This window comes from Cupriavidus sp. 2TAF22 (assembly GCF_052115045.1).
Classification (GTDB): Bacteria; Pseudomonadota; Gammaproteobacteria; order Burkholderiales; family Burkholderiaceae; genus Cupriavidus.
Window position 1 is genome coordinate 84,694 of the sequence record NZ_JBFRFX010000014.1, and the last position, 21,767, is coordinate 106,460.

Here is a 21,767-nt window from a genome sequence, read left to right on the forward strand (position 1 = left end):
GTGCCGCCTGATGCCAGCAGGTTGCCGGGCCGTTCGCCGCGCTGCAGGGCCGCAAGGCCGTCGATGGCTTGGTGTCTCCTGTGCGGTGACTGGCGATGGCGCCTCTGCGGGCGTTCGGAGACGCCGGTCCCGAGGCGGGGACGCGGTCGCGCTGGTCAGTAATTTGTATTACAAATTTATATGATGAGTTTGTCAACCACTTTGTTCCCGGTGCTATCATCGGCACGGAACGATGGCCAGCGCGGGCAACCGCGCCGGCAAGAAGAACAAGAAGCACGAGAAGCACGAGAAGCACGAGAAGCCACGGATGCCGCCCGATAGCGAAGCCGATACCGATAGCCGCACCCAGCCAGTCCGAGACGGAGCCCGCATGCGCACCGACACCCTGAACGCCACGGCCTCGCCGCGCAAGCCGCCCGGCGAGATGACGCTGGCCGACCGCATCACCGAGCTGCTGGCAAGCCAGATCCGCAAGGGCACCTATCCGGTCAATGCGCGCCTGCCCACCGAGAAGTTCATGACCGAGGAATACGGCGTGAGCCGCACCGTGGTGCGCGAGGCCATTTCGCGGCTCAAGTCGGAGGGACTGGTGGAAACCCGCCAGGGCAGCGGCACCGTGGTGCTCGACCCCAAGGCCAGCGAGGCCTTCCGCCTCGGCCGCAACGACGATAACCCCGCGCTGGGCGTGGTGCGCATCATCGAGCTGCGGCGCGGCATCGAAGCCGAGATGGCGGCGCTGGCGGCGGAGCGCCGCAGCGAGGCCGGGATGGCGCGGATCCGCCGCGCGCTCAAGGCCATCGACCGTGCGGCGGCGGCCGGCGGCGATGGCGTGGAGGAGGACCTGGCCTTCCACATGGCCGTGTCGCGCGCCACCGGCAACCCGCACTACACCGAACTGCTGGGCCTGCTGACGCGCGCGCTGCAGGACGCCATCCGCCTCACGCGCGGCAACGAAGCGAAGCGCGCCGATCTGGCCGCGCAGGTACGCGCGGAGCACGAAGCCATGTGCGCCGCCATCGAGGCGCGCGATCCCGAGGCCGCGCGCAAGGCCGCCTTCCTGCATATGAAGAACACGGCGGACCGCATTGCCCACGCCGACCAGAGCTACTGGACCGGCAACAGCCGCGCGGCCGCGCAGCGCCTGGCGCGGGCAGACCTGGGCGAGGTGCTGCGGCGGCCGTCCGCGCGACGCTAGTGTCCCGGGTCGAGCCGCGCTGGCGGCCGGGCAGCGTACGCATGGCGTGGCGGACGCAGGCAAGTCCGGGCGGCAATCCAAGGGGGGCCGGGCCTTAGCCCGGGATCTCACGCAGACGGCGCGAACGCCGCGGTGCTGCCGGGCTTGCGCAGCATCTTGTCCACCTCGCCGGCATGGAGTTCTTCGAGCTGGATCATCTGGCGCGCGTATTCTTCGAGCGCCACCGAGCGGTCTTCGACCAGCGCCAGGAGTTCGCGGTAGAGCTTGAGGGCGGCCATCTCGGCGTCGAGCGATTCGCGCAGGATGGCGGCGGTGTCGAAGGTGTGGCTGTCGAGCAGCTTGCCGATGGCCAGGGACGGATAGGCGCCCAGCGTGGTGATCCATTCCCCGGCCTGCTGCGCATGCAGCAGCGATTCGTTGGCCTGGTCGCGCAGCCACGACACGATGGGAATGCGGCCGAAGCCGAACACCAGCAGCGAGTAGTGCGTGTAGCGGACCACGCCGGCCAGTTCGGCCTCGAGGATCCCGTTCAGCACGGTGACGATCTTTGCCTTGTCCTCGTTGTTCATTTCAGCCATGGCTGTGTCTCCGGTTGGCTACGTCCCGCCGCGCGATGCCGTGGCGATGCTATGCCTTGGTCGCGATCATCATCGAATCCGCACCGCTGAGCGGTTCCACGCGCGCCTGCGCGAAGCCGGCCTGCCTGGCCCAGTCGCAGCATTGCGTGCCGGTGTAGTCGAATCCGCCCGGTGTCTCGATCAGCATGTTCAGGCTCATCAGCAGGCCGAACGCGTTCTGCCGGCGCGCGTCGTCGATCATGGCGTCGTAGACGATCAGGCGACCGCCCGAGGGCAGCGCCGCGTGGCACTGCCGCAGCAGATGCAGCTTCTGCTCCAGGTCCCAGTCATGGAGGATATGGCCCATCACCAGCACGTCGGCCTGCGGGCAGGGATCGTTGAAGAAATCGCCGGGGTAGAAGCGCAGCCGGTCCTGCAGGCCATGCTCGGCGACGTAGGCGTCGAACACCGGCCCGACCGCGGGCAGGTCGAAGCCGCCGCCGCGCAGGTGTGGATGGGCCAGCGCAAGCTGTACCGGCAGCGCACCCTGGGCGGCGCCGATATCGATGACGGTCTTGCATTCCTGCCATGGAAAGCGCTGCGCCATGGCTTGCGCGGCGGCCAGGCTGACCCCGGTCATCGCCCGCAGGAACCCGCGCAGCCCCGCTTCGTCGCGATAGAGCGTGGCGAACGGGTCGGTGCCCTCGGCGGCATCGCCCTGCGGCTTGCCGGTGCGCAGCGAGTCGGTGAGCGCCCCCCAGGCGGGGTAGAGGCGTGCGTTGGCCATCTCCAGCAGGCCGCCGACATAGGTGGATTTCGCCTTGTCGAGAAAATGGTCCGCTTCCGGCGTGTTGCGGTACCTGCCGGCGCCGCCTTGTCCACCGCCTTCCTGTCCGCCGCCTTGCCCGCCGTCCTCGCGGTCGAGCACGCGCAGCGCAACCAGCGCATCGAGGAAATCCGCGGCGCCGCGCGGATGCAGGCCTAGCGCCGCGCCCAGCGCGCCGGCATCGAGCGGCTGCCGCGCCAGTTGGGTGAACACGCCAAGTTCCACGGCGCTCAGCATGGCCTTGGCGGCCCAGAATCCCATGCCGAGCTGCAGCAGGTGCTGGGGCGAAAGCGCTGCCCCTGCGTCTGCCGGCGCACGCTGGGTGTCGGCTTCGTTTTGCATAGGTCACCTCATCACGGTGGGCACGGCGGTGGGGAGGATGCTAGCTAACTCTAGATGCCGGGCCGGTCGAAATCCAGCCGGGCCCCGCCTGCAGGCGAGGGTGCGTATTACAACGCCGGGTAAAGCGCACACGCGGGAAGCGCATGGCGCACGTGCCGCTTGCTGCTCGCTGTCGGCATGGGCCGCCCGCCTGCGCCCGCCGTGGCGGGGCCATGGCCGCCGGCCTGGACCCGGTACGGATTTTGCCCCGATCAACCATGGTGGAGGGGCGTTGGTCCCCTCCGGAACGACATTGGGGATAGCCATGGGTACGTGGACAGACGAATACGGCCGGCAACGGTATGCGCCGGGCGGCGCGGATGCGCCCGGCAACGACGACGGAGCGCGTGCGACAAGGCGCGCGCAGCGGCACGCGTGGTATTCCGGCGATCGCAACGACGATAGCTGGCGTCTCGGCGAAGACGAAATCGCGCGCTACGAATCGCGCTATCCGCAGGCCCGGTTCCGCCGGCCGGCGAGCGCCATTGCCGGCATGGGCGGTGGCGAGCGCCAGCCCTGGGGGCAGGGCCGTTGGGACCGCGGCCGCGATGAGGCGCTCGTATCGCCCGCGTCGCGCCGCCCGGACGGCGATGGCTATGCCAGCACCCAGGGCACGGCCGCACCGGATGGCGCCCCCGGCGGGCGGGGCTACGTCAGCGGTTACGCCAGCGGTTATGCGGACGGCTACCGCGCCGCGCAGCGGGCACGCGCGACGCCCGGCGTCGCCACGGCGGGGCCGGGCGCGGGGATGGCCGGCCCGGATGAATACCAGGGGGCCGGGTATGAGCGGAGCGGGTACGAACGCGGCCGGCGCATGGGTCCGAAGGGCTACCGCCGCTCGGACGAGAGCCTGCGCGAGGAAGTATGCGAGCGGCTTGCCTGCGACCACACGCTCGACGTGAGCGAAGTCACGGTTTCGGTAAGCGGGGGCATGGTCACGCTGGAGGGCACGGTCACCCAGCGGCACATCAAATACGAAATCGAAGAGGTGGCCGACGATGTGTACGGCGTCACCGAGGTGATCAACCAGATCCGGGTGCGGCCGTATGGGGTGCTGGCTTCGGAGTAGGCGGGCGGCGGCGTCGGCACGGCGTCGCATTCCGGCCCTGACGCCGCGCGGCGCCACCCATGCCACGGTGGCCCGCCACGCAGGCGGCGGGGCCTACGGCGCCGGCACCTGCCGGCGGGCGCGGCACAAGTGGGTGACGGCCAGCGCCAGCCCGAGCAGGCAGGCCAGGCTCCAGGCGTAGGCATGGGTATAGCCAGGCCAGTCCGGGGGCATGGCACTGGCTTCCAGCACGCCGTAGAAGACATTGCCGATCAGCGCCACCCCGACCGAGTTGCCGACCTGTTGCACGGTAGCCAGGACGCCGGAGGCGACGCCTGCGTGCCGCTCTGGCATGCCCGCCAGCACTGCGGATGCCAGCGGCGCCATTACCATGCCGATACCGGCGCCTTGCACCGCCAGAAGCCCGAGCATCGCCGCCACCGGCGCGGTGGCATGCGCATGCCACGGCAAGAGCGCATTGGCCAGTTGCAGCCAGTGGCCTGCGGCCAGCAGCAGCGCGCCGTAGGCGATGGACGAGCGACCCAGCCGCGCGGCAATGCGCGGCGCCGCCAGCGAGGCGCCGAAGAAGCCCAGTGCCAGCATGGTGAAGGCCCCGCCGCCTTGCAGCGGGCTCAGGCCGAGTCCGTCCTGCAGGTACAGCGCGAGCACGAAATAGAACGATGCATTGCCGGCATAGAAGGCCAGCGTCACCGCCAGCCCGCGCGCGAAGCCCGGCGTGGCGAACAGCGCGGGGCTGACCAGCGGCTGGCCGCCACGGGCCTGCAGCCGGCGCTGCTGCCATGCGAACAGCGCCAGCAGCGGCGGGGCCAAGGCCAGCGCCAGCAGCGTTGCTGGCGGCCAGCCTTGCTGGCGGCCCTCCACCAACGGCCACACCAGCGCGCACAGGGCCGTGGCAAGCAAGGCCATGCCGCGCAGGTCCGGCTTGCTGCCCGGGACCCGCGGCGCGGCGCGCAGCACGCGCGGCGCCAGCAGCAGCGCCGCCGCGGCCACCGGCACGTTGATCAGGAAGCAGGCGCGCCAGCCCAGGCCGCCCGGGTCGGCACGGATCAGCGCGCCGCCGAGCAGCTGGCCGAGCAGCGCGGCAAGCCCGAGCGTGAGCCCGTAGGCGGCAAAGGCGCGCGCGCGTGCCGGCCCGGTGTAGGCCAGCGACAGCATGGCCAGCACCTGCGGCTGCAGCAAGGCGCCGCCCAGGCCCTGCGCCACGCGCGCCGCCACCAGCGCGCGGGCGTCCGGCGCCAGTCCGCACGCGGCGGAAGCCAGCCCGAACAGCGCCAGGCCCAGCATGAACATGCGACGGCGCCCGAGCATGTCGCCCAGGCGCCCGCCGGTGATCAGGCCGGCCGCGTTGGCCACGCCGTAGCCGGCCACCACCAGCTGCAGCGCACCGGCGCTGGCGTGCAGGTCATGCCGGATGGCCGGCAGCGCCACGTTGACGATAAAGAAGTCCATCACCACCATGAAGGTGCCGCTCAGCATGACCAGCATCGCCAGGCGCTCGCGGGTGCGCGTGATGGCAGAACTGGTCGCAGGGGCGGTGGCGGGCGGATGCGAAGCCGGCGCGGCGCGCGGCGAGGCGAGCGAGGGCAGCGCTACGGCTGGCTCGGGGCTGGGCGAGGACATGGCGGGGTTCCGGTCGGGATCCATCAGGCAGGGAACAGGCAGGCGACAGGCAGGCGACAGGCAGGCGTCGGCGGATCGTCAGTCAAGTCCGCGCACGAAGCCGAGGATGTCGGCAGACAGCCGCGCCCCGTGCGTGTAGGGCAGGCCGTGCGGTGCGCCTGCGTACACGGCGAGGCGCGCATCGGGCAGCAGCGCAGCCGTGCGCTGCGCGGTGAGCGGCAGGGGGCAGGACACGTCGTTGTCGCCGTGCACCAGCAGCGCCGGCACGCGGATCGCCGGCAGCTCGGCGCGGAAATCCGCATACGCGTTGGCATGGTTGCAGCCGAGCAGCGCCGGCAGCGAAGTCTGCAACGCCATCGCGCGCACCCATTCCAGCCGTGGCGCAGAGCACAGCCCGCCGCCGAAGGGCGCGAGGTTATTCTCCACCCACAGCGGGAAATCGCCGGCCAGTTCGCCTGCGACCTGCTCGAGCAGGGCGGGGGCGATGCCGTCGGGGTTGTCCGCGCTCTGCGCCAGGCACGGCGTGGTGCAGCCCACCAGCACCATGCCGGCGACGCGGCTGGCGCCATGGCGCGAGAGATAGCGCACGATCTCGCCGGCAGCCATCGAATGCCCCACCAGCGTGACGCGCCGCAGGTCCAGGGCCTCGATCACATCGGCGAGGTCGTCGGCCAGCGTATCGAAGTCATAGCCGCGGCCCGGATCGCCCGAGCGCCCGTGGCCGCGCCGGTCGTAGGCAATGCAGCGCAGGCCGGCGGCGCGCAGCGCCACCATCTGGGCACCCCAGGAATCCGAGTACAGGGCCCAGCTGGCAACGAACAGCACCACCCCGGCGGCGCTGCCGTCGTGCCAGTCGCGCACGAACAGCGAAACGCCGTCGCGGGTTTGCACGTAGTCCATCGGGAGGAGTGGGGCGGTGGTAGACGTGGTAGACGTGGCGGCGGGAGAAGCGGGAGAAGCGGGAGAAGCAGGATAAGCGGGTTCGAGGCGGGCAAGGCTGGCTGCGGGCATGGCGGTCGGCTCCGGTTGAGCTTGCCTGGCGGTTCCAGGCAAGCTCAGTGTCGGCGCTGGCGCGCGGCGGGCCAATTACCGGGGAGGTAATCGGAAGCCTTCGGAAGGCGTTGGCGGCGGTGGCTCGCTGGCGCGGAAAACGCGAGGCGACGGCATCGCGCAGGGAGCGCATCCGCTGGCCGCGGGGCCTGGTCTCTCTCCCGGGCAGCCTTGTTGCCCGCCGAATCCCCTTGCTGCGATACTGCGGTTCTCATCAGAGACGAGATACCGCCGGCATCCGCGGCGGCCCCGGGAGACGGCCATGGCGCAATTGCGGTTCCACGAACTGCCGGCGCAGGAGCGCGACGACTTCGCGTCCGCCTGCGCGCTGCACGGTTTTGCCCTTGAGGACTTCGAGGTCAGCGCGCAGGATGGGCGGGACGGCGCTCCTGGGCACGCGTCCCGCAGCATCACCGTGGCCCGCGTGACCGGGGGTGAAGCCAGGGAATACCGCGACGGTGTCCAGGGTGCGTGGACGGCCGTCTTCGAACGCGACCTCGCGCAGGATGTGTTCGGATTCCCGCTGGCGGATTAGCCGGTGTCTCCGCCAGGCGGGAAAGCATCCGCCCGGCCGGCCGGGTTGTCGGGCCGCGGGACCTATCCGGACGCCTTGGCCGCCGCCTGCGTGCGCGCGCGCACGGTAGCGCGGCTCGAGCTTGCCGGTGACGAGCGGATGGCCTCTTCCAGCGCATCGGCAAGCGCGCGCGTACGGCGCTCGGCTATCTGCTGCAGCGTGGGCTCGCACGATGACGGGGGCTGGGCGGGCAATGCACCCACCTGCGCCGCGCCATCCGGGCGGCTGGCCGCATCGGTCATTGGTTTCGGGTCATGGAACATGTGGGCAAAGGTGTTGGGTCCTGGGGCTGCCGTCACCGGCAGGGCATGGCGCCGCCACGTGCGGCCTGGCCGCATTTTGCGCCGGCGCGGCACCGGTGCGCTGCCCCCTTGTTGGTGTAGGCGCGAAGAACTATTGACGCGGCTGCGGCGTTCGGCGCATGGCGGATTCCCTGCGCGGCCGGGCGCGCATGCCGGGCGGAAAAAATGGGGACGCGGCACTCGGCCCGCGTCCCCGCAAGCCCCAGCCATGTGACAAATGGCTTCCCGTCATGCGATGCTGAACTGGCAGGAATCGTGCCACTCGCGCCAGGACAATTCGCCCGGGCGCAGGCGATGCCGGGTGTCCGCGGGTGGCCGGTCTCTGCGCGGTCGGCGCGCGGCAGCCTGAGGGGTCGCCGGTGCACGAATGCCGGCCGCGGGGTATCCCGAACTTTCCTGCTCATGTAAAAAAGTCGCATGGCCCCGTGCGGTGGTCATCCCGCGCGCGACAGGTAAAAAAATGCCCGCCGGTCTGGTCCGGAGGGCATTGACGAAGTGAGATGGGCGAGCGCTTTGGTTTCCCGCCCGCGCATAGTGTCTCACCATGAGCGTCGATCGGCTGCCCCAATACCGGGGGGTTTGTGCTTCGTCACTCACTTGACACGCATCAAAAAATAAATGCGACAGCGATGGCAGCGGAGCCGGTGTCGGCCCGATCCAGGTGCTGCATGGGCTATGCATTGCGCTGTGCGTGGACCGCTCTCCTGGCTTGCCGGCGCAGGTTCCTCGCCTTGCCATTTGCCCAGCTCATTTGCCATGTGATCCCGGCACCCGGAACGAGGCCACCCGGGCGGCGCACGGCATGGTGCGCATGGCAAGAGTTTCAAGGCCGCGCCGGACCGCATGCGCCGGACTCGCCGGATTCGCCGGCGAGCTCGCGTACGAGCCGGACTACTTCGTCGGGGTGGCAAGGCTTGGGGCAGTAGCGCACGCTAGGGTTGGCGATGGTGGGCACAGGGCGCATGCTGGTCGAGATTACCAGCGGCGTGGCACAGAGCGCGTGGTCGTGCAGCAGCATGCCGCACAGCACCGCGCCGTCGCCATGCGGCATGATCCAGTCGGTCACTACCACGCTGGGATGCACGCGTTGCGCCATGAAATAAGCGCTGAATCCGTCGGCGGCGCGCTCCACGATATAGCCGGCGTCCTCAAGCGCGCACGCCAGCGCATCTGCCACGCCGGGTTCATCGTCGACCACGAGGATGGTTTGACAGGGACGCCGCATGGAATCTGCCTATGATGAGTTTGTCGTAGAAGACACTGCTCCACGCAAGGCCCGGGCCAGAAGCCCGCTGCCTGCCACCGCCAGCCGGAACCTGCCCATGCCCGTCGTGCAACCCGTGCCACCAGTGTCAGATATGCCAGGGCGCCCAAAGGGGCCGGACATGGCTGCCGCGCCGGTCGCGCGCAGCGATATCCCGGCCCGCCTTGACCGCTTGCCGTGGTCGCGCTGGCACTGGCGCGTGGTCATCGCGCTGGGCGTGGCATGGGTGCTCGACGGACTGGAGGTGACGCTGGTCGGCTCGCTCGGCGGCGTGCTGGAGCGTCCCGACGGCCTCGGCCTGGATGCGGCGCAGGTGGGCTGGCTCGGCTCCCTGTACGTCGCGGGCGCGGTGGCGGGCGCGCTGGTGTTCGGACGGCTGGCGGACCGCCTCGGACGCAAGACCTTGTTCCTGGCGACGCTGGCCGTGTACATGGCCGCCACGCTCGCCACGGCATTCTCCACGGGCTTCGTGTTCTTCGCGGTGTGCCGCTTCCTGACCGGGCTCGGCATCGGCGGCGAATACGCGGCGATCAATTCGGCCATCGATGAGCTGATCCCGGCCCGCGTGCGCGGCCGCGTCAACCTGGCCATCAACGGCAGCTTTTGGCTCGGCGCGGCACTGGGCGCCGGGCTGAGCCTGCTCCTGCTGGATCCGCGCGTACTGGGCCCGGCGCTGGGCTGGCGCGCCGCGTTCGCACTCGGCGCCGTGCTGGCGCTGGCCATCCTGCTGGTACGGCGCGATGTGCCCGAGAGCCCGCGCTGGCTGCTGTCGCACGGGCGCGAGGCGGAGGCGGGCCGCATCGTGGCGGACATCGAGTCGCAGGTGATCGCGCAATACGGCGCATTGCCGCCCGCGGCGGGCACGATCACCTTCGTGCGCCGCGCCACGCCCGCGCTGCGCGAGGTCGCCGGCGTGCTGTTCCGGCGCTAGCGCATGCGCAGCGCGGTGGCGCTGGCGCTGATGGTGTCGCAGGCATTTTTCTACAACGCGATCTTCTTCACCTATGCGCTGGTGCTGACGCGTTTTCACGGCGTGCCGGACAACCGCGTGGGGCTGTATATGTTTCCGTTCGCGCTGGGCAATGTGCTCGGGCCGCTGCTGCTGGGCCCGCTGTTCGACAGAGTCGGCCGGCGCCGCATGATCGGGCTGACCTATGTGCTGTCCGGCGTGGGCCTGGCGCTGACCGGCTGGGCCTTCGTGCAAGGCTGGCTCGACGCGCGCAGCCAGGCCCTGTGCTGGTCGGTGGTTTTCTTCCTGGCGTCGGCCGCGGCCAGTTCGGCGTATCTCACGGTCAGCGAGGTGTTTCCGCTGGAAACGCGCGCGCTGGCGATCTCGGTGTTCTACGCTGTAGGAACAGGGAGCGGCGGATTTATCGGCCCGCTGCTGTTCGGCGCGTTGATAGAAAGCGGCAGCCGCGTGGCGGTGGCTACCGGCTACGGCATCGGGGCGCTGCTGGTGATCGCCGCGGGCCTGTTTGCCTTGCGCTACGCGGTCAACGCAGAGATGCGCCCGCTGGAAGACATCGCGCCGCCGCTGTCCGCGGACCCGGCGCAAGCGACGCGGGAATAGCGCCAGGCCCGGGCATGCCGCCCCTGTACTCTGCCCGTGCTGCATGCAAGGCGCGCATCGCCGGGCGCGCTGTCAGCCCCGGCCATGCGCAGGGCAAGCTGGCACGATTTGCGCGTGAAGCTCGCCCGTTCCCAGCCGACCAGGAGCCACCATGACGATGGATGACTATCAAGCCTGCATCGACGCGTGCAATGCCTGCGCCGCGGCGTGCAACCACTGCGCGGCGTCGTGCCTGCAGGAAGGGCAGGCCGCGGACATGACGGAATGCATCCGGCTGGACATGGAGTGCGCCGCCTTGTGCCAGCTTGCCGCCGCCGCGATGGCGCGCGGCAGCCCCTATGCAGCGGAGATATGCCGCTTGTGCAGCAAGGCCTGCGAGGCCTGCGCCAGCGAGTGCGGACGACATGCCGTGCGGCACTGCCAGGTCTGCGCGATTGCCTGCAAGCTGTGCGCGGRCGCGTGCCACGGCATGGCATAAGGCGCGCTGATGCACATCACACGCGCAATGATCTGCGCGCGTGACATGCACCTGTGACATGCACCTGTGACACGGGCGGAGCAGTCGGCGCGCGCAGGTAACGATTACCATCGTGCGCCTTTGTTTCCGGCCACGTGAACCCATGCGTGTTCGTCCGCATCGCGCCCGGCGCAGGCCGCCGGGAGGCCGCCAGGCAAGCGCTGCCAACGCATGCCGCCCGCCCCGCGCGAGCACTCCCCCCCGAGCGGCCCGCATGCTTGTCGGACGGCGTCTGACTGGCACATGTCTGGCTTGGGAAGAGACCAGGCGCTCCGCATGCGAGCGACCCTTTTCCTCTCTTTTCCTCTCCGAGGAGGTACCTATGAAGCATTCATTCGCCAAGGCCCTGCTGATGGCAGGCGCCGCCATGGCTTCGGTTTGCGCGCTGGCCCAGGGCGTGGGCGTGCAGGAGCCCCGCAGTCCGTATTCGCAGGGCGGCATGTCCAATAGCGGCGCCGGCCTGACCGACCCCTACGCCGGTGCCCGCGCGCCGGACAAGTTCGACCCTTACACGCAGGGCGCCAGCCAGCCCGTGCGCACCGACCTGGCCCCCACGCAAGAGCCCTACATGGACCAGAGCCAGAATGCGCAGCTGGCCTACATGGACCGTTCGCGCTGGCTGGGCCCCACGCTGGGCACGCGCCTGGGCCTGCGCAGCCGCTTCCTGGACGGGGCCTGAGATCCGGCGCCTCATAGGCTGGCCGTGATCTTGATTTCCGACTTCCGCCCCAGCAGGTGAAGTGCCGGGGGCGGCATGCATCGGCGCCCATGCCAGTCGCGCAACGCCATGGCCGGGAAGATCAGGCCGAGGGCACCGGATCCTTGCGCCGGAATGCCGCCTGCGCGGTGGCGATCACCCGGCCCTGGCTGTCGGTGACTTCTGCATTGGAGAAGAACACGCGCCGTCCGCCGCCCACGCGCCGGCCTGTCACCACCAGCGGTTCGAGTTGCCCCGACGAGACATAGTTGACGTTGAGCGAGATGGTGGTGGCGGCGCGCCGCACGCCACCTTCCGGGAACAGGCCGGCATAGCCGCCGGCGGCGTCCAGCAACGTGGCCAGGATGCCGCCCTGGACCACGCCGGTGTTGTTGAGATGCGCGGGCTGGGGCACCAGCGCCATGCGTACCAGGTCCGGCTGCCACTCCACGATGGTGACGTTGAGGGATTCGAGGAAGGGGTTCTCCAGCGCATAGGGCTGGTTTGCGGGGGTCTTGTCGGACATGGCTTGCAGCGGTCGGCAATCGAATGGAATGGCCGACATGATAGCTGGCGGCGGCGAACCGTTCTTCATATCATCGAAGGGCAGCCTTCGGCTTGCGCCACGATGCCGTGCCGGGCTGCCTTGCCTTCAGGGAGACCGCCATGCCCCGCCGTCCATCTGTCCTGGCCGCAGCGTTTGCGCCGGCCGTCGCCGGCGGCTTTGCCGTGGCCCTGGCCATGCCTGCCGGCGCCGCGCCGGGTGCCGATGCGAAACTCGTCGCCGAGGCCACGCAAGGCCAGCTCAAGGCGCTCAAGGGCAAGGTCTTCGACAAGTCATGCAATGAGTCGGTGGACTACGATGCCGCCGTCGTCGACCTGAACGGCGATGGCCAGCCCGAGGTTTTCACCAATTTCTACGGCACTTGCGTGGGCGGCATGGCCGGCGTCTCGATGCAGTTGTACGTGAAGGATGGCAGCGGGCGCTGGCAGCCGCAGTTCGGCTTTCCGGGGCAGGCCACGGTGCTCAAGACGAAGCACCTCGGCTATCCGGACATCGAGATCGGCGGGCCGGGCAATTGCTTTCCGGTCTGGCGCTGGAACGGCGCGCAGTATGCGCCGTACAAGAAGTGCGCGCGCTAGCGGCGGCGGCTCAGGGCAGCGCGCGCAGTGCCAGGAGCCCGCAGCCACCCAGCGCGCCGCTCAGCGCGCCACTCAGGCTGGCCGCGCGCAGCCAGGCCATCGACTGCCGCAGGCCGGCCTTCATGCCGCGCTCCGCGCCGCGGCCAGCACGGCCGCCATGACCGCGGCGGGAATCGCCAGTCCGGCCCACGCGCGCAACGCGCTGCCGGCGGCGAACACCCATAGCACCGCGCACGCGTACAGCGAGAACGACAGCAGCGTGGCGGTCGTCACCGCCTCGGACGGCGGCATCGGCAGCACCACCGCCAGCAGGCCGGTGGCCAGGGCTGCCAGCACATAGCCGCCACCGATCGCGGCCACCACGCGCGAGGCAACATCCAGGCGGTAGCGGCCGTTCCGGCTCAAGCCCATGTCCGCGCCTCCCGGGCAGCCCGGCCGGGCACAACAATCCGTAGCGGGGCAGTGGAAATGAGTCGATGCATTGGCTATATGTCCTATGGAAGAGGGCCGTATTGCGCGGCAGGCGGCCCGCCGCGCAAGAGGCCGGCCGCAGGCGACGCCTGATGGCCCTGTTGGTCGCATATGATAATCGTTCTCATTTGAGTTGTGTGGATCCGGGCGGATTCCCGGTGCTGGCTGGCCTGTTATGTGCTTGCTGCCGGAGGCCGTATTACTGGGCGATCTGCCGCGTTTTTGGCTCTCGCAAGAGGCGGTTTCCGCGCTCGGCTATCATGTGCGAGCTTCGGGGATATGGGTGTGCGGTGAGCGCCGCATGGAGAACCCCCTGTCCCGCATCCTTTACTGGTTTCTATCGTGTCTTCCGCTATTCCCGCTGTTCTTTCCGCCGACGTCAAACGAGTAGCCGCCATTGTCTGGATACGGGTCCAGATGGAGCGGCTGGGCATCACCGCCGATGACATCGAGGCGGCGCAGGCAGCCGCGGCGCCGAAGGCTGAACCTGTGGCCGAACCCGGCGGCGGGCAGCAAATCCTGCCGGTGGCGGAACTGCTTGCCGCGCCGCTCGCGGAGCCTGCCGCGAAGATTGCTGCCGCCCTGGACACGGAAGTGGCGGCGGAAGTTGAGCCGCTAGTGGAGGCGGACGTTGAAGCGGAGGTTGAGGCGGAAGTTGAAGCGGAAGTTGAAGCGGTCGCCGAACCCGAGGCGGAAGCCGACGTCATCGCGGAGCCGGCCGGCCCGGTTCAGGGGCTGTTGCCAGCGGCACCTGTCACGGCGCCGCCGATGGTGGCGCCGCGGCCGCGGCGCAAGAGGAGGCGTGGCCAGCGCAATGCGGCCGATGTCGCCTCGCCCGGATCGGCACTGGCAGTAGCGCCGGAAGCCGCGGCGTCAGCTGCGGGTTTGCCGAAAACTGTGGCGGAGCCAGAAGCCGAACCGAAAGCCGAGCCAAAAGCCGAGCCAAAAGCCGAGCCAAAAGCCGAGCCAAAAGCCGAGCCAAAAGCCGAGCCAAAGGCCGAGACCGCGCCCGTCGTCACCCCTGCTGCGGCCCCGGCGGCTCCCTCCGGCCCGCGCCGCTACCGCAACGCCGAAGGGCAGGTCTGGGACGGCGAGGGCGCGATGCCCTCGTGGCTGCTGCGCGCGGTCAATGCCGGCCAGTCGGTCGAGCATTTCCGCGTGGGCTGAGGGCAGACGGGGCGCCGGCAGTCCGGTGCCCCGTCTGCCCGCGCCGCTCAGGCTTGCTCGTTGAGCAGCACGCGGCAGCGGATAAAGGCGCTTTCCTTGCCGAGTGCGGCGACCAGTTCGTCCGACGGCGCCTTGTCCAGGTCGGTCACCACATAGCCCATTTCCCCGCTCGTCTGCAGGTGCTGCGCCACGATGTTGACGCCGTCGCGCGCCAGCAGCGTGTTGAGCGTTGCGAGCGCGCCGGGCGCGTTGCCGTGCACGTTGAGCAGCCGCGCCGGCGAGGTCAGCGGACCCGGGCTCACCTCGGGGAAGTTGACCGCGCCGATGGTGTCGCCGGTGCGCAGGAAGGCGATCAGCTTGGTGGCGACCTCGGTGCCGATATTCTCCTGGGCTTCCTCCGTGCTGCCGCCGATATGCGGCGTCAGGATGGCATTGGGCACGCCCTGCAGCGGGCTGTCGAAGCGGTCCGCGTTGGTCTTGGGTTCTTGCGGGAAGACGTCGATGGCCAGGCCGGCGATATGGTTGTCGTCGCAGGCCGCGCGCAGCGCCTCAATATCCACCACCGTGCCGCGCGAGGCGTTGATCAGGATCGCGCCGCGCTTGAACTGGCGCAGCACCACGGCGTCGATCATCTTCCTGGTCTGGGCCGTGGCCGGCACGTGCAGCGTCACGATATCCGCATGTGACACCGCATCCGCCAGCGAGCGCGCCGCGCGCGCCGAGCCGAGCGACAGCCTGGCCTGCACGTCGTAGTACACCACGCGCATGCCCATGGCTTCGGCCAGCACCCCGACCTGCGAACCGATATTGCCGTAGCCGATGATGGCGATGGTCTTGCCGCGCGCCTCGAACGAGCCCGTGGCGCCCTTGGCCCATTTGCCGGCATGCGCCAGCGTGTTCTTCTCCGGCACGCGGCGCAGCAGCAGGATGGCCTCGGCGATCACCAGTTCGGCCACCGAACGCGTATTGGAGAACGGCGCGTTGAAGACCGGCATGCCCGCGCGCGCGGCGGCATCCAGGTCGACCTGCGAGGTGCCGATGCAGAAGCAGCCGATGGCCAGCAGGTGCCTGGCCGCCTCGATCTCCGGCGCGCCGAGGTGCGTTGCGGAGCGGATGCCGAGGATCTGGTGCGCTTGCGGCGCTTGGTGCAGTTCCTCGCCGGCGAGCGCGCCGCTGCGGCGCTCCACGGTGACGAGCGCCTCCTTGAAGCGTTCTACGGCGGTGTCGTGGATGTTTTCAAGCAGAAGGGCAGAAGTCATGGCGATGGCAGCAATAGCAATGGCGAAGGGCGGTGGCGAAGGCGGCGGCGGCGCGGGGGAGGCTGCGCATGGCGCGCGCGGCGAAGGGCGCGGGCCGCGGGCGCACGGCGGAACGAGCCGTGCCATGGTAACGCAGGCAGCGCCGCCACACCGAACACCCACATTGGCGCCAATGGCAAATGCCGGACGCCCGACGGGGTGCGCCCATCCGTGCCTTGCCGCGCAGGATTGACAGCCAGTTCCGGGCGTGCGTACACTATTTCGGAACGATGTTCTGTCTAATAGAATATTGTGATGAAAACAGGACAGCCAAGACGCCGCGCAACGCAATGCGCGGCGCGGATCATCCCCGGAGACCTTGATGCACACCCGCTCACCCGCCCGCCTTCTCGCCGGCATCGCGCTGGCCGCCCTCACGGGCACCGTCAGCATTGCCTCCCGTGCCGACACCTGGCCCGACAAGCCGGTGCGCATCGTGGTGCCGTACTCGGCCGGCGGCACCACCGATTTCGTCGCGCGCCAGGTGGCGCAGAAGCTCACCGAGAGCACCGGCAAGTCCTTCTTTGTCGAGAACAAGCCCGGCGCCAGCGGCACCATCGGCACGCTGCAAGTGGCGCGCGCGGCCCCCGACGGGTACACGCTGCTGGCCAACGACACCACGTACACCATGCTGCCGTCGCTGTTCAAGACGCTGCCATGGGACTACAACAACGACCTGGTGCCCGTGACCACCATCGCGCAGACGCCGGTGATCCTGATCGTGCCGGCCAACTCCCGTTTCAAGACATTGCAGGAGCTGATCGACTTCGCCCGGCAGAATCCCGGCAAGCTGAACTTCGGCTCCGGCGGTAACGGCAGTTCCACGCATCTCTCGGCCGAGGTCTTCAAGAAGGAGGCCAAGGTGTCGATCACCCATATCCCGTACAAGGGCGCGGGCAATGCGCTGATGGACCTGATCGCCAATAACCTGGATATCCTGATCACCGCCACGCCGACCGCCGTGCCGCAGATCAAGGGCGGCAAGGCGCGCGCGCTGGCCGTGACCGGGGCGACGCGCGTGCCCGCGCTGCCGGACGTGCCAACCTTTGCCGAAGCCGGCCTGAAGGACTACAAGGTGATCAACTGGTTCGGCCTGGCGGCGCCCAAGGGCACGCCGCCCGCGCTGGTGGCAAAGCTGCAGGCGGAGGTGAGCAAGAGCGTCAACAGCGCCGAGGTGAAGGAGCGCCTGGCCAGCCTGGGCGCGCAGCCGGGCGGTATCTCACCGGCCGATTTCGCGCGCCGCATCAAGGACGACACGGCCCTGTGGACCCGGGTGGCGAAGGCCGCCGACGTGAAGGCGGAGTAGGCGGAACGCGGCCAGATGGCGACCAGATTGCGGCCAGATGGCGGCCAGATGGCGGCCAGATGGCGGCCAGGTCGCGACAGGAACCCGACAAGAACCCGATAAGGAACGACCATGTATTTCAGAACCGTGCCCAGGGAGATCCCGCTGCAGGTCTTCTCGTCCATGCCCGCCCATTTCCGCAAGGCCGGCGTGCGCTCCGAGTGGGCCGATGCCAACAAGGGCGGGGCCTGCATCGACAGTTTCCTGGAGGGGCCGGTGTTCGATGCAGCCGGCAACCTTTACGTGACCGATATCCCGTTTGGCCGGATCTTCCGTATTTCCCCGGCGGGCGCGTGGTCATTGGTGGCCGAATACAAGGGCGAGCCCAACGGCATGAAGTTCCTGAATGCGCGCGAGCTGGTGGTGGCGGACTACCGCAACGGCCTGCTGCGCGTGCAGGTCGAGACGGGCGAGGTGACGACGCTGCTGGGACGGCGCAACGCCGAGCAGTTCAAGGGCGTAAACGACCTGGTGATCGCCCGCAACGGCGACCTGTATTTCACCGACCAGGGCCAGACTGGCCTGCACGACCCCACCGGGCGCGTCTACCGCCTGCGCGCCGGCGGACAGCTCGACCTGCTGCTGGGCAATGTGCCCAGCCCCAACGGGCTGGCGCTGTCGTGCGACGAGAAGGTGCTGTTCGTGGCGGCCACGCGTGGCAACTGCGTGTGGCGCGCGCCGCTGCAAGCGGACGGCAGCGTGTCCAAGGTGGGGCAGTTCTTCACCTTCTACGGCACCAGCGGGCCGGACGGCATGGCCATCGACGGCCGCGACCGGCTGTTCGTGGCGCATGCCAGCCTGGGCTGCGTGTGGGTGCTCGGCAAGCGCGGCGAGCCCGAGGCCATCCTCGCCAGCACGGCGGGCGCCACCACCACCAACCTGGCCTTCCAGCCCGGCACCCATAAGGTGTTCGTCACCGAATCGGAAACCGGCTCCATCCTGTGCGCCGACCTGGCCGAGGCCGGGCTGGCCGGCTGAGGCTCACTTCGGCAGCAGGWCCTGCAGGTCTCGCAGCGTCGCGCCCCCGCTGGGCACGCCCGGTACGGCGGCGAGCGGGCCGGCGCCCTGGCTGGCGGCCGGGGCAGGTGCCGCCGCGGGACTGGCGGCGCTGACCGGCGTGCCGTGCGCGATGACCGGCACCGCCGACGGGTCCAGCCGGCCGTTCTGGCCCAGCGCGACCTGGCCGCAACCGCTCAGGAAGCCGTCCTTCTTCAGGCTGTTGGTGATGTCGATGGCAAGCACCGCCGCGCGTTCCTCGATGGGGATCGCCTGGGCGCCGCGGCTGAACGAGTACTTGCCCTTCCACACCGCGCGGTTCTGCATGGCATCGGTCAGCGTGGTGCCGTAGTTGATCGACATGCGGTTGCCGTAGGCGCCGATCACACCCCCGCCATTGGCGATGGTCAGGATGGAATCCGCCCGGAAGCCGCGCATCTTGTTCGTGAGGGCGGACGAGTCCAGCTCCAGGCCCGATAGCTCGTCATAGGCCGCTTCCACGCCACACTGCTTGGCCAGCTCGCGGAACTTGGCGGCGAACGCCAGCGAGAAATCGTTGTTCCAGCCCATGCCCGTCGTGCCCACCACATACATGCGGGCGGGCTTGCCGTTATAGTCGGTGGCGCGGGTAGAGACGGCGACGGTCGCCGGCGCGCACCCGCCCAGCAGCAACAGGACGGCAGCGGCGGCAGCGGTGCCAATACGGTATGTGTGGTTCATGCTCGTCGTTACTTCACATAGGAAAAGTAGTAGGGGCTGGAGACGGACCGCATCACGTAGCGCCCGTTGCCTTCGGTCAGCCGGTAGCAGGTTTGCATGCTGCTGAACCTGGGGTCGCCCATTTCGATGCAGACCTGACCGGCCTCCTGCTCGATGCGGTAGCGGCCGGGCGAAGTGCCGCGGCTGACCGAGTTGGTGACATCGAGGCTGCCGCCTTCGCGGATATCCATCCACAGCGTGACACCCGAAGGCGCGGTGGCGTTGATGCGGCCGAGATGCGCGAAGTGCGCGGCCAGCTCGGCGCCGGTGAGCTGCCGGTCTTGCGCGCCGGCCGCCGGCTGCGGCGCCGGAGGCCGTGCTTGCGCGGCGGGCGCCGGGGGCGCTGTCTCGCTGCGAAAGCGCTGCAGCGCCAATGCCGACCTGGCCGGCACCTCGCCGATCCATTGCGCGGGCACGGCGAAGTTGAGGTTCTGCGCGTCGGTGCGCATCAGGTAGGTGATGCCGATCAGCTGGCCGTCGGCATTGAACAGGCCGCCGCCGCTGGACCCGGGCGAGATCGGCGCGGTGGTCTGGATACGCACCACGCGGCCGTTGGCGTCCTTGTTCAGGGAGGAGAGCAGGCCGTCGCTGAGCGTCAGCTCAAAGCCGCGCGGCGCACCGATGGCATAGACTTTCTGGCCCACCTTGAGCGACGCGAGCGGGGCGATCTTCACGGGCGGCGCGCCCAGCCCCTTCGCCTGCAGCACGCACAGGTCGCGCTCCACATCGGCATGCACCAGGCGCGCGACGTGCATGGTGTTCTCGCGCCGGATGCCGATGGACTTGCCATTCTTGAGGACATGGCAGTTGGTGACCAGTTCTTCCGGGCCGGTGACCACCGAACTGCCCAGGCCGATCGTGCCGCCCTGCGCGTCGAACACCGTGACCACCCAGATGCTTGGCGACTCCCGTTCATACAATTCCGCCGAATCCAGCGCAAGGCCGGAGAGGGGGATGCCGGCAGTCAAACACGAAATTGCGACGTAACCCGCGATTTTTTTCGCCCGACCCATGATGTTGTTGTTGGTGACTGTTTTCTTGCCGGATTCAGCCGCTGCCCGGGCTGTCCGGTCTTTCCCGGCCTGCTTTGCAGACGCTGCAGGCGATCTGGCCGGGGCTGCCTATCATAAACGTTCCGCCCGCCGCGCTAAAGCTTTGTGGCTGCCAGCCGACAATTAACGGGCAGGAATATCCCCGGGTGGTGCCGCGGCTTTTCCGGCCGGACTGCCGGCATCCTCGCCACCCGCCCACCCAACCGCAACCTGGAACAGGACAATTCATCCATGGATACCTCCATCGTCAGCGCGGCGAGCAACCCCGGGACCGACCCGGTCAGCTTGCTGATGCTGCGCAAATCGCTTGACCTGCAGGCCAACAGCGTGGCCACGCTGATGGCATCGGCGGCGCCGGTCGGCGTGCCCGCCAGCAACCCCCCGCATCTGGGCCAGAACATCGACATCAAGGTGTGACAACGGGGCAGCCCGCGTCCGGGGTGACCCCGGGCGGGGGCTGTCTATTTCGGGGTGCCGGCGTGCCGGCGCCGTTCCCGTTCATGCGGTAATCTCCACCATCCCGTCACAATGGCGCGGCCGCTTTCATCGAACGGGAACACACGAATGAACGTACTGATATTCGGCGCGACCGGCATGGTCGGACTGGGCGTGCTGCGCGAATGCCTGCTGGCCGAAGACGTGGCGCGCGTGCAGACGGTAGGCCGCACGCCGACCGGCCAGCAGCATCCCAGGCTGACCGAACTGGTGCATGCGGACCTGCTGCACTACGACGGGATCGAGCCGGCGCTGACAGGTTTCGACGCGTGCTTCTTCTGCCTGGGCGTGTCCTCGGGCGGCATGTCCGAAGCCGAGTACACGCGCGTGAGCTACGACATCACGCTGGCCGCCGCGCAGGTGCTGGCCCGGCTCAACCCGCAGATGACCTTTGTCTATGTTTCCGGCGCGGGGACCGACAGCACGGAGAAAGGGCGCTCGATGTGGGCGCGGGTGAAAGGGCGTACCGAGAACGCGTTGCTGAAATTGCCGTTCAAGGCAGCGTATATGTTCCGCCCGGGCGGTATCCAGCCGTTGCACGGCATCCGTTCCAAGACGGCGGCCTACCGGATTCCCTACATGATTGCGGCGCCGGTGCTGCCTTTGCTGCGGCGCTTGTTTCCGGCTTATCTCACTACTACCGAGCAGGTGGGGCGTGCCATGCTGATTGTGGTGCGGAGGGGGTTTCCTCGGGGGGTTGTCGAGGCTCGGGATATTGATGGTATGCGGTAGTTTTTGCTTTTTTTTGGCTTTTTTGGGCTTGGCGGCTTGAGTCTCATTTGGCGTTTATGCGTATGAGGGTGTGCTTTGCGTCTCTGGGCCTAGCGGCGCGGGCTTGGTAGCCCGTTCGCACACATGTAAGTGTCACTTTTCTTTTCTCGAAAAGAAAAGTAACCAAAAGAAAGCGATTCTTGCAGAAGGCTGGGCGCTCAGATTTTATGGGTGGTGGTGGTTTCGTGGTGGGTCTCATGGCTTTGGCTGGGCTGCTGGCGCTACCGGTTTGCTCGCCTGCGGCATCGCGGGTGGCGTTCGATTCGTGGTGGCGCTGCATGATGGCGTTGGCCCAGGTAGTTCAGGCTGCTGCCGCGACCGGGGTGGATGGGCGCGTCATAGGAACGGCGCTCGATTCGTGGTGGGCGCGGTGACCCCTGTTTGAGCTCGGTGCCTCATAGCTCGGACCTGTCAGAAATTTTGTGTTTGGGGCATAACATGTCGCCACCCGGTACACCCGGTACACCCGGTACACCCGGTACACCCGGTACACCCGCGCACCGGTCCACCGCGCCCACCACGAAACCAAGAGGGTGCTATGTCGTGGTCGCTTAAGCCGGTAACGGCAGATGGCCGAACAAGCAGTGCGCCCGCCATCATAGGTCTGACCCCGAAACCACTGTCGCCCGCAAGATCGCGGCCGCCCGC

Annotated in this window: 21 protein-coding genes and 2 pseudogenes; 12 read left to right on the plus strand and 11 right to left on the minus strand. The window is 68.7% G+C overall.

Going from position 1 to position 21,767, the window contains the following annotated elements; genetic code table 11:
- The first annotated feature begins 232 nt into the window (after positions 1-232).
- A complete protein-coding gene (locus tag AB4Z48_RS18930; protein WP_441616669.1) occupies positions 233-1,195 on the plus strand; it encodes a FadR/GntR family transcriptional regulator in 963 nt (320 codons plus the stop codon).
- A gap of 107 nt (positions 1,196-1,302) precedes the next feature.
- On the opposite strand, the gene AB4Z48_RS18935 is transcribed toward AB4Z48_RS18930, so the two are convergent.
- Together AB4Z48_RS18935 and AB4Z48_RS18940 are read right to left on the minus strand one after the other, a co-directional pair.
- Positions 1,303-1,773, minus strand: a complete 471-nt coding sequence (locus AB4Z48_RS18935) for a ferritin-like domain-containing protein (RefSeq protein ID WP_441616671.1) — start codon at positions 1,771-1,773, stop codon at positions 1,303-1,305.
- 49 nt (positions 1,774-1,822) lie between these two features.
- Positions 1,823-2,920 (minus strand): methyltransferase, encoded by a 1,098-nt coding sequence (locus AB4Z48_RS18940; protein ID WP_441616672.1) that lies wholly within the window; start codon positions 2,918-2,920, stop codon positions 1,823-1,825.
- Positions 2,921-3,224: 304 nt separating this feature from the next.
- On the opposite strand from AB4Z48_RS18940, the gene AB4Z48_RS18945 reads away from it, so the two are divergent.
- Complete coding sequence (locus AB4Z48_RS18945; RefSeq protein WP_441616674.1) at positions 3,225-4,028, plus strand: BON domain-containing protein; 804 nt, start codon at positions 3,225-3,227, stop codon at positions 4,026-4,028.
- A gap of 93 nt (positions 4,029-4,121) precedes the next feature.
- On the opposite strand, the gene AB4Z48_RS18950 is transcribed toward AB4Z48_RS18945, so the two are convergent.
- Both AB4Z48_RS18950 and AB4Z48_RS18955 read right to left on the minus strand, forming a co-directional pair.
- On the minus strand, positions 4,122-5,648 hold the full coding sequence (locus tag AB4Z48_RS18950; protein ID WP_441616676.1) for an MFS transporter: 1,527 nt from the start codon (positions 5,646-5,648) through the stop codon (positions 4,122-4,124).
- Positions 5,649-5,726: 78 nt separating this feature from the next.
- On the minus strand, positions 5,727-6,548 hold the full coding sequence (locus tag AB4Z48_RS18955; RefSeq protein WP_441616678.1) for an alpha/beta fold hydrolase: 822 nt from the start codon (positions 6,546-6,548) through the stop codon (positions 5,727-5,729).
- Positions 6,549-6,960: 412 nt separating this feature from the next.
- On the opposite strand from AB4Z48_RS18955, the gene AB4Z48_RS18960 reads away from it, so the two are divergent.
- A complete protein-coding gene (locus tag AB4Z48_RS18960; protein WP_441616680.1) occupies positions 6,961-7,233 on the plus strand; it encodes a hypothetical protein in 273 nt (90 codons plus the stop codon).
- A gap of 62 nt (positions 7,234-7,295) precedes the next feature.
- Here the strand turns inward: AB4Z48_RS18960 and AB4Z48_RS18965 are convergent, their stop codons facing one another.
- Positions 7,296-7,514 (minus strand): hypothetical protein, encoded by a 219-nt coding sequence (locus AB4Z48_RS18965; protein ID WP_441616682.1) that lies wholly within the window; start codon positions 7,512-7,514, stop codon positions 7,296-7,298.
- Between the two features lie 883 nt (positions 7,515-8,397).
- On the minus strand, positions 8,398-8,799 hold the full coding sequence (locus tag AB4Z48_RS18970; RefSeq protein ID WP_441616684.1) for a response regulator transcription factor: 402 nt from the start codon (positions 8,797-8,799) through the stop codon (positions 8,398-8,400).
- A 133-nt stretch (positions 8,800-8,932) separates the two neighbouring features.
- Between AB4Z48_RS18970 and AB4Z48_RS18975 the strand changes: the two are divergent.
- The 3 genes and pseudogenes from AB4Z48_RS18975 to AB4Z48_RS18985 all read left to right on the plus strand — a co-directional run bounded on the left by AB4Z48_RS18975 (position 8,933) and on the right by AB4Z48_RS18985 (position 11,604).
- Positions 8,933-10,408, plus strand: a pseudogene (locus AB4Z48_RS18975) (MFS transporter).
- Between the two features lie 151 nt (positions 10,409-10,559).
- The gene (locus tag AB4Z48_RS18980; RefSeq protein WP_441616686.1) at positions 10,560-10,886 is read left to right on the plus strand and encodes a four-helix bundle copper-binding protein; all 327 of its coding nucleotides are present in this window, start codon (positions 10,560-10,562) and stop codon (positions 10,884-10,886) included.
- A gap of 361 nt (positions 10,887-11,247) precedes the next feature.
- Entirely contained in the window at positions 11,248-11,604 is a 357-nt protein-coding gene (locus tag AB4Z48_RS18985) for an endonuclease (protein ID WP_441616688.1), read from the plus strand.
- 121 nt (positions 11,605-11,725) lie between these two features.
- On the opposite strand, the gene AB4Z48_RS18990 is transcribed toward AB4Z48_RS18985, so the two are convergent.
- Positions 11,726-12,148, minus strand: a complete 423-nt coding sequence (locus AB4Z48_RS18990) for a PaaI family thioesterase (protein ID WP_441616690.1) — start codon at positions 12,146-12,148, stop codon at positions 11,726-11,728.
- A gap of 140 nt (positions 12,149-12,288) precedes the next feature.
- Between AB4Z48_RS18990 and AB4Z48_RS18995 the strand changes: the two genes are divergently transcribed.
- Positions 12,289-12,765, plus strand: a complete 477-nt coding sequence (locus AB4Z48_RS18995) for a hypothetical protein (protein WP_441616692.1) — start codon at positions 12,289-12,291, stop codon at positions 12,763-12,765.
- A 120-nt stretch (positions 12,766-12,885) separates the two neighbouring features.
- Here the strand turns inward: AB4Z48_RS18995 and AB4Z48_RS19000 are convergent, their stop codons facing one another.
- The gene (locus tag AB4Z48_RS19000) at positions 12,886-13,176 is read right to left on the minus strand and encodes a DUF3649 domain-containing protein (RefSeq protein ID WP_441616694.1); all 291 of its coding nucleotides are present in this window, start codon (positions 13,174-13,176) and stop codon (positions 12,886-12,888) included.
- Between the two features lie 1,080 nt (positions 13,177-14,256).
- Between AB4Z48_RS19000 and AB4Z48_RS19005 the strand changes: the two are divergent.
- Positions 14,257-14,403, plus strand: a pseudogene (locus tag AB4Z48_RS19005) (H-NS family nucleoid-associated regulatory protein); the annotation flags it as partial.
- A 47-nt stretch (positions 14,404-14,450) separates the two neighbouring features.
- Here AB4Z48_RS19005 and serA read toward each other — a convergent pair.
- Complete coding sequence (gene serA, locus AB4Z48_RS19010; RefSeq protein WP_441616696.1) at positions 14,451-15,662, minus strand: phosphoglycerate dehydrogenase; 1,212 nt, start codon at positions 15,660-15,662, stop codon at positions 14,451-14,453.
- Between the two features lie 361 nt (positions 15,663-16,023).
- On the opposite strand from serA, the gene AB4Z48_RS19015 reads away from it, so the two are divergent.
- The gene (locus AB4Z48_RS19015; protein WP_441616698.1) at positions 16,024-17,007 is read left to right on the plus strand and encodes a Bug family tripartite tricarboxylate transporter substrate binding protein; all 984 of its coding nucleotides are present in this window, start codon (positions 16,024-16,026) and stop codon (positions 17,005-17,007) included.
- Positions 17,008-17,118: 111 nt separating this feature from the next.
- Positions 17,119-18,024, plus strand: a complete 906-nt coding sequence (locus tag AB4Z48_RS19020; protein WP_441616700.1) for an SMP-30/gluconolactonase/LRE family protein — start codon at positions 17,119-17,121, stop codon at positions 18,022-18,024.
- Between the two features lie 3 nt (positions 18,025-18,027).
- Here AB4Z48_RS19020 and AB4Z48_RS19025 read toward each other — a convergent pair whose 3' ends face one another.
- Positions 18,028-18,762 (minus strand): hypothetical protein, encoded by a 735-nt coding sequence (locus tag AB4Z48_RS19025; protein WP_441616702.1) that lies wholly within the window; start codon positions 18,760-18,762, stop codon positions 18,028-18,030.
- An 8-nt stretch (positions 18,763-18,770) separates the two neighbouring features.
- Positions 18,771-19,721 carry a S1C family serine protease gene (locus tag AB4Z48_RS19030; protein WP_441616704.1) on the minus strand — a complete coding sequence of 317 codons (951 nt, stop codon included), beginning with the start codon at positions 19,719-19,721 and terminating at the stop codon, positions 18,771-18,773.
- A gap of 363 nt (positions 19,722-20,084) precedes the next feature.
- Here AB4Z48_RS19030 and AB4Z48_RS19035 point away from each other — a divergent pair, with 363 nt between their 5' ends.
- Both AB4Z48_RS19035 and AB4Z48_RS19040 read left to right on the plus strand, forming a co-directional pair.
- Positions 20,085-20,270 carry a YjfB family protein gene (locus AB4Z48_RS19035; protein ID WP_441616706.1) on the plus strand — a complete coding sequence of 62 codons (186 nt, stop codon included), beginning with the start codon at positions 20,085-20,087 and terminating at the stop codon, positions 20,268-20,270.
- 147 nt (positions 20,271-20,417) lie between these two features.
- Positions 20,418-21,080, plus strand: coding sequence for an NAD(P)H-binding protein (locus tag AB4Z48_RS19040; protein ID WP_441616708.1), 663 nt, complete (start codon positions 20,418-20,420; stop codon positions 21,078-21,080).
- The last annotated feature ends 687 nt before the right edge of the window (positions 21,081-21,767 follow it).

Excerpts from the sequence above, each read along its gene's own strand:
- AB4Z48_RS18930 (WP_441616669.1), top strand. The coding sequence starts at position 233 with ATGGCCAGCGCGGGCAACCGCGCCGGCAAGAAGAACAAGAAGCACGAG.
- AB4Z48_RS18990 (WP_441616690.1), bottom strand. The coding sequence starts at position 12,148 with ATGTCCGACAAGACCCCCGCAAACCAGCCCTATGCGCTGGAGAACCCC.
- AB4Z48_RS19000 (WP_441616694.1), bottom strand. The coding sequence starts at position 13,176 with ATGGGCTTGAGCCGGAACGGCCGCTACCGCCTGGATGTTGCCTCGCGC.
- AB4Z48_RS18965 (WP_441616682.1), bottom strand. The coding sequence starts at position 7,514 with ATGACCGATGCGGCCAGCCGCCCGGATGGCGCGGCGCAGGTGGGTGCA.
- AB4Z48_RS18945 (WP_441616674.1), top strand. The coding sequence starts at position 3,225 with ATGGGTACGTGGACAGACGAATACGGCCGGCAACGGTATGCGCCGGGC.
- serA (WP_441616696.1), bottom strand. The coding sequence starts at position 15,662 with ATGACTTCTGCCCTTCTGCTTGAAAACATCCACGACACCGCCGTAGAA.
- AB4Z48_RS19035 (WP_441616706.1), top strand. The coding sequence starts at position 20,085 with ATGGATACCTCCATCGTCAGCGCGGCGAGCAACCCCGGGACCGACCCG.
- AB4Z48_RS19015 (WP_441616698.1), top strand. The coding sequence starts at position 16,024 with ATGCACACCCGCTCACCCGCCCGCCTTCTCGCCGGCATCGCGCTGGCC.
- AB4Z48_RS18960 (WP_441616680.1), top strand. The coding sequence starts at position 6,961 with ATGGCGCAATTGCGGTTCCACGAACTGCCGGCGCAGGAGCGCGACGAC.
- AB4Z48_RS18950 (WP_441616676.1), bottom strand. The coding sequence starts at position 5,648 with ATGTCCTCGCCCAGCCCCGAGCCAGCCGTAGCGCTGCCCTCGCTCGCC.
- AB4Z48_RS18970 (WP_441616684.1), bottom strand. The coding sequence starts at position 8,799 with ATGCGGCGTCCCTGTCAAACCATCCTCGTGGTCGACGATGAACCCGGC.
- AB4Z48_RS18995 (WP_441616692.1), top strand. The coding sequence starts at position 12,289 with ATGCCCCGCCGTCCATCTGTCCTGGCCGCAGCGTTTGCGCCGGCCGTC.
- AB4Z48_RS18955 (WP_441616678.1), bottom strand. The coding sequence starts at position 6,548 with ATGGACTACGTGCAAACCCGCGACGGCGTTTCGCTGTTCGTGCGCGAC.
- AB4Z48_RS18935 (WP_441616671.1), bottom strand. The coding sequence starts at position 1,773 with ATGGCTGAAATGAACAACGAGGACAAGGCAAAGATCGTCACCGTGCTG.
- AB4Z48_RS18940 (WP_441616672.1), bottom strand. The coding sequence starts at position 2,920 with ATGCAAAACGAAGCCGACACCCAGCGTGCGCCGGCAGACGCAGGGGCA.
- AB4Z48_RS19020 (WP_441616700.1), top strand. The coding sequence starts at position 17,119 with ATGTATTTCAGAACCGTGCCCAGGGAGATCCCGCTGCAGGTCTTCTCG.
- AB4Z48_RS18985 (WP_441616688.1), top strand. The coding sequence starts at position 11,248 with ATGAAGCATTCATTCGCCAAGGCCCTGCTGATGGCAGGCGCCGCCATG.
- AB4Z48_RS19040 (WP_441616708.1), top strand. The coding sequence starts at position 20,418 with ATGAACGTACTGATATTCGGCGCGACCGGCATGGTCGGACTGGGCGTG.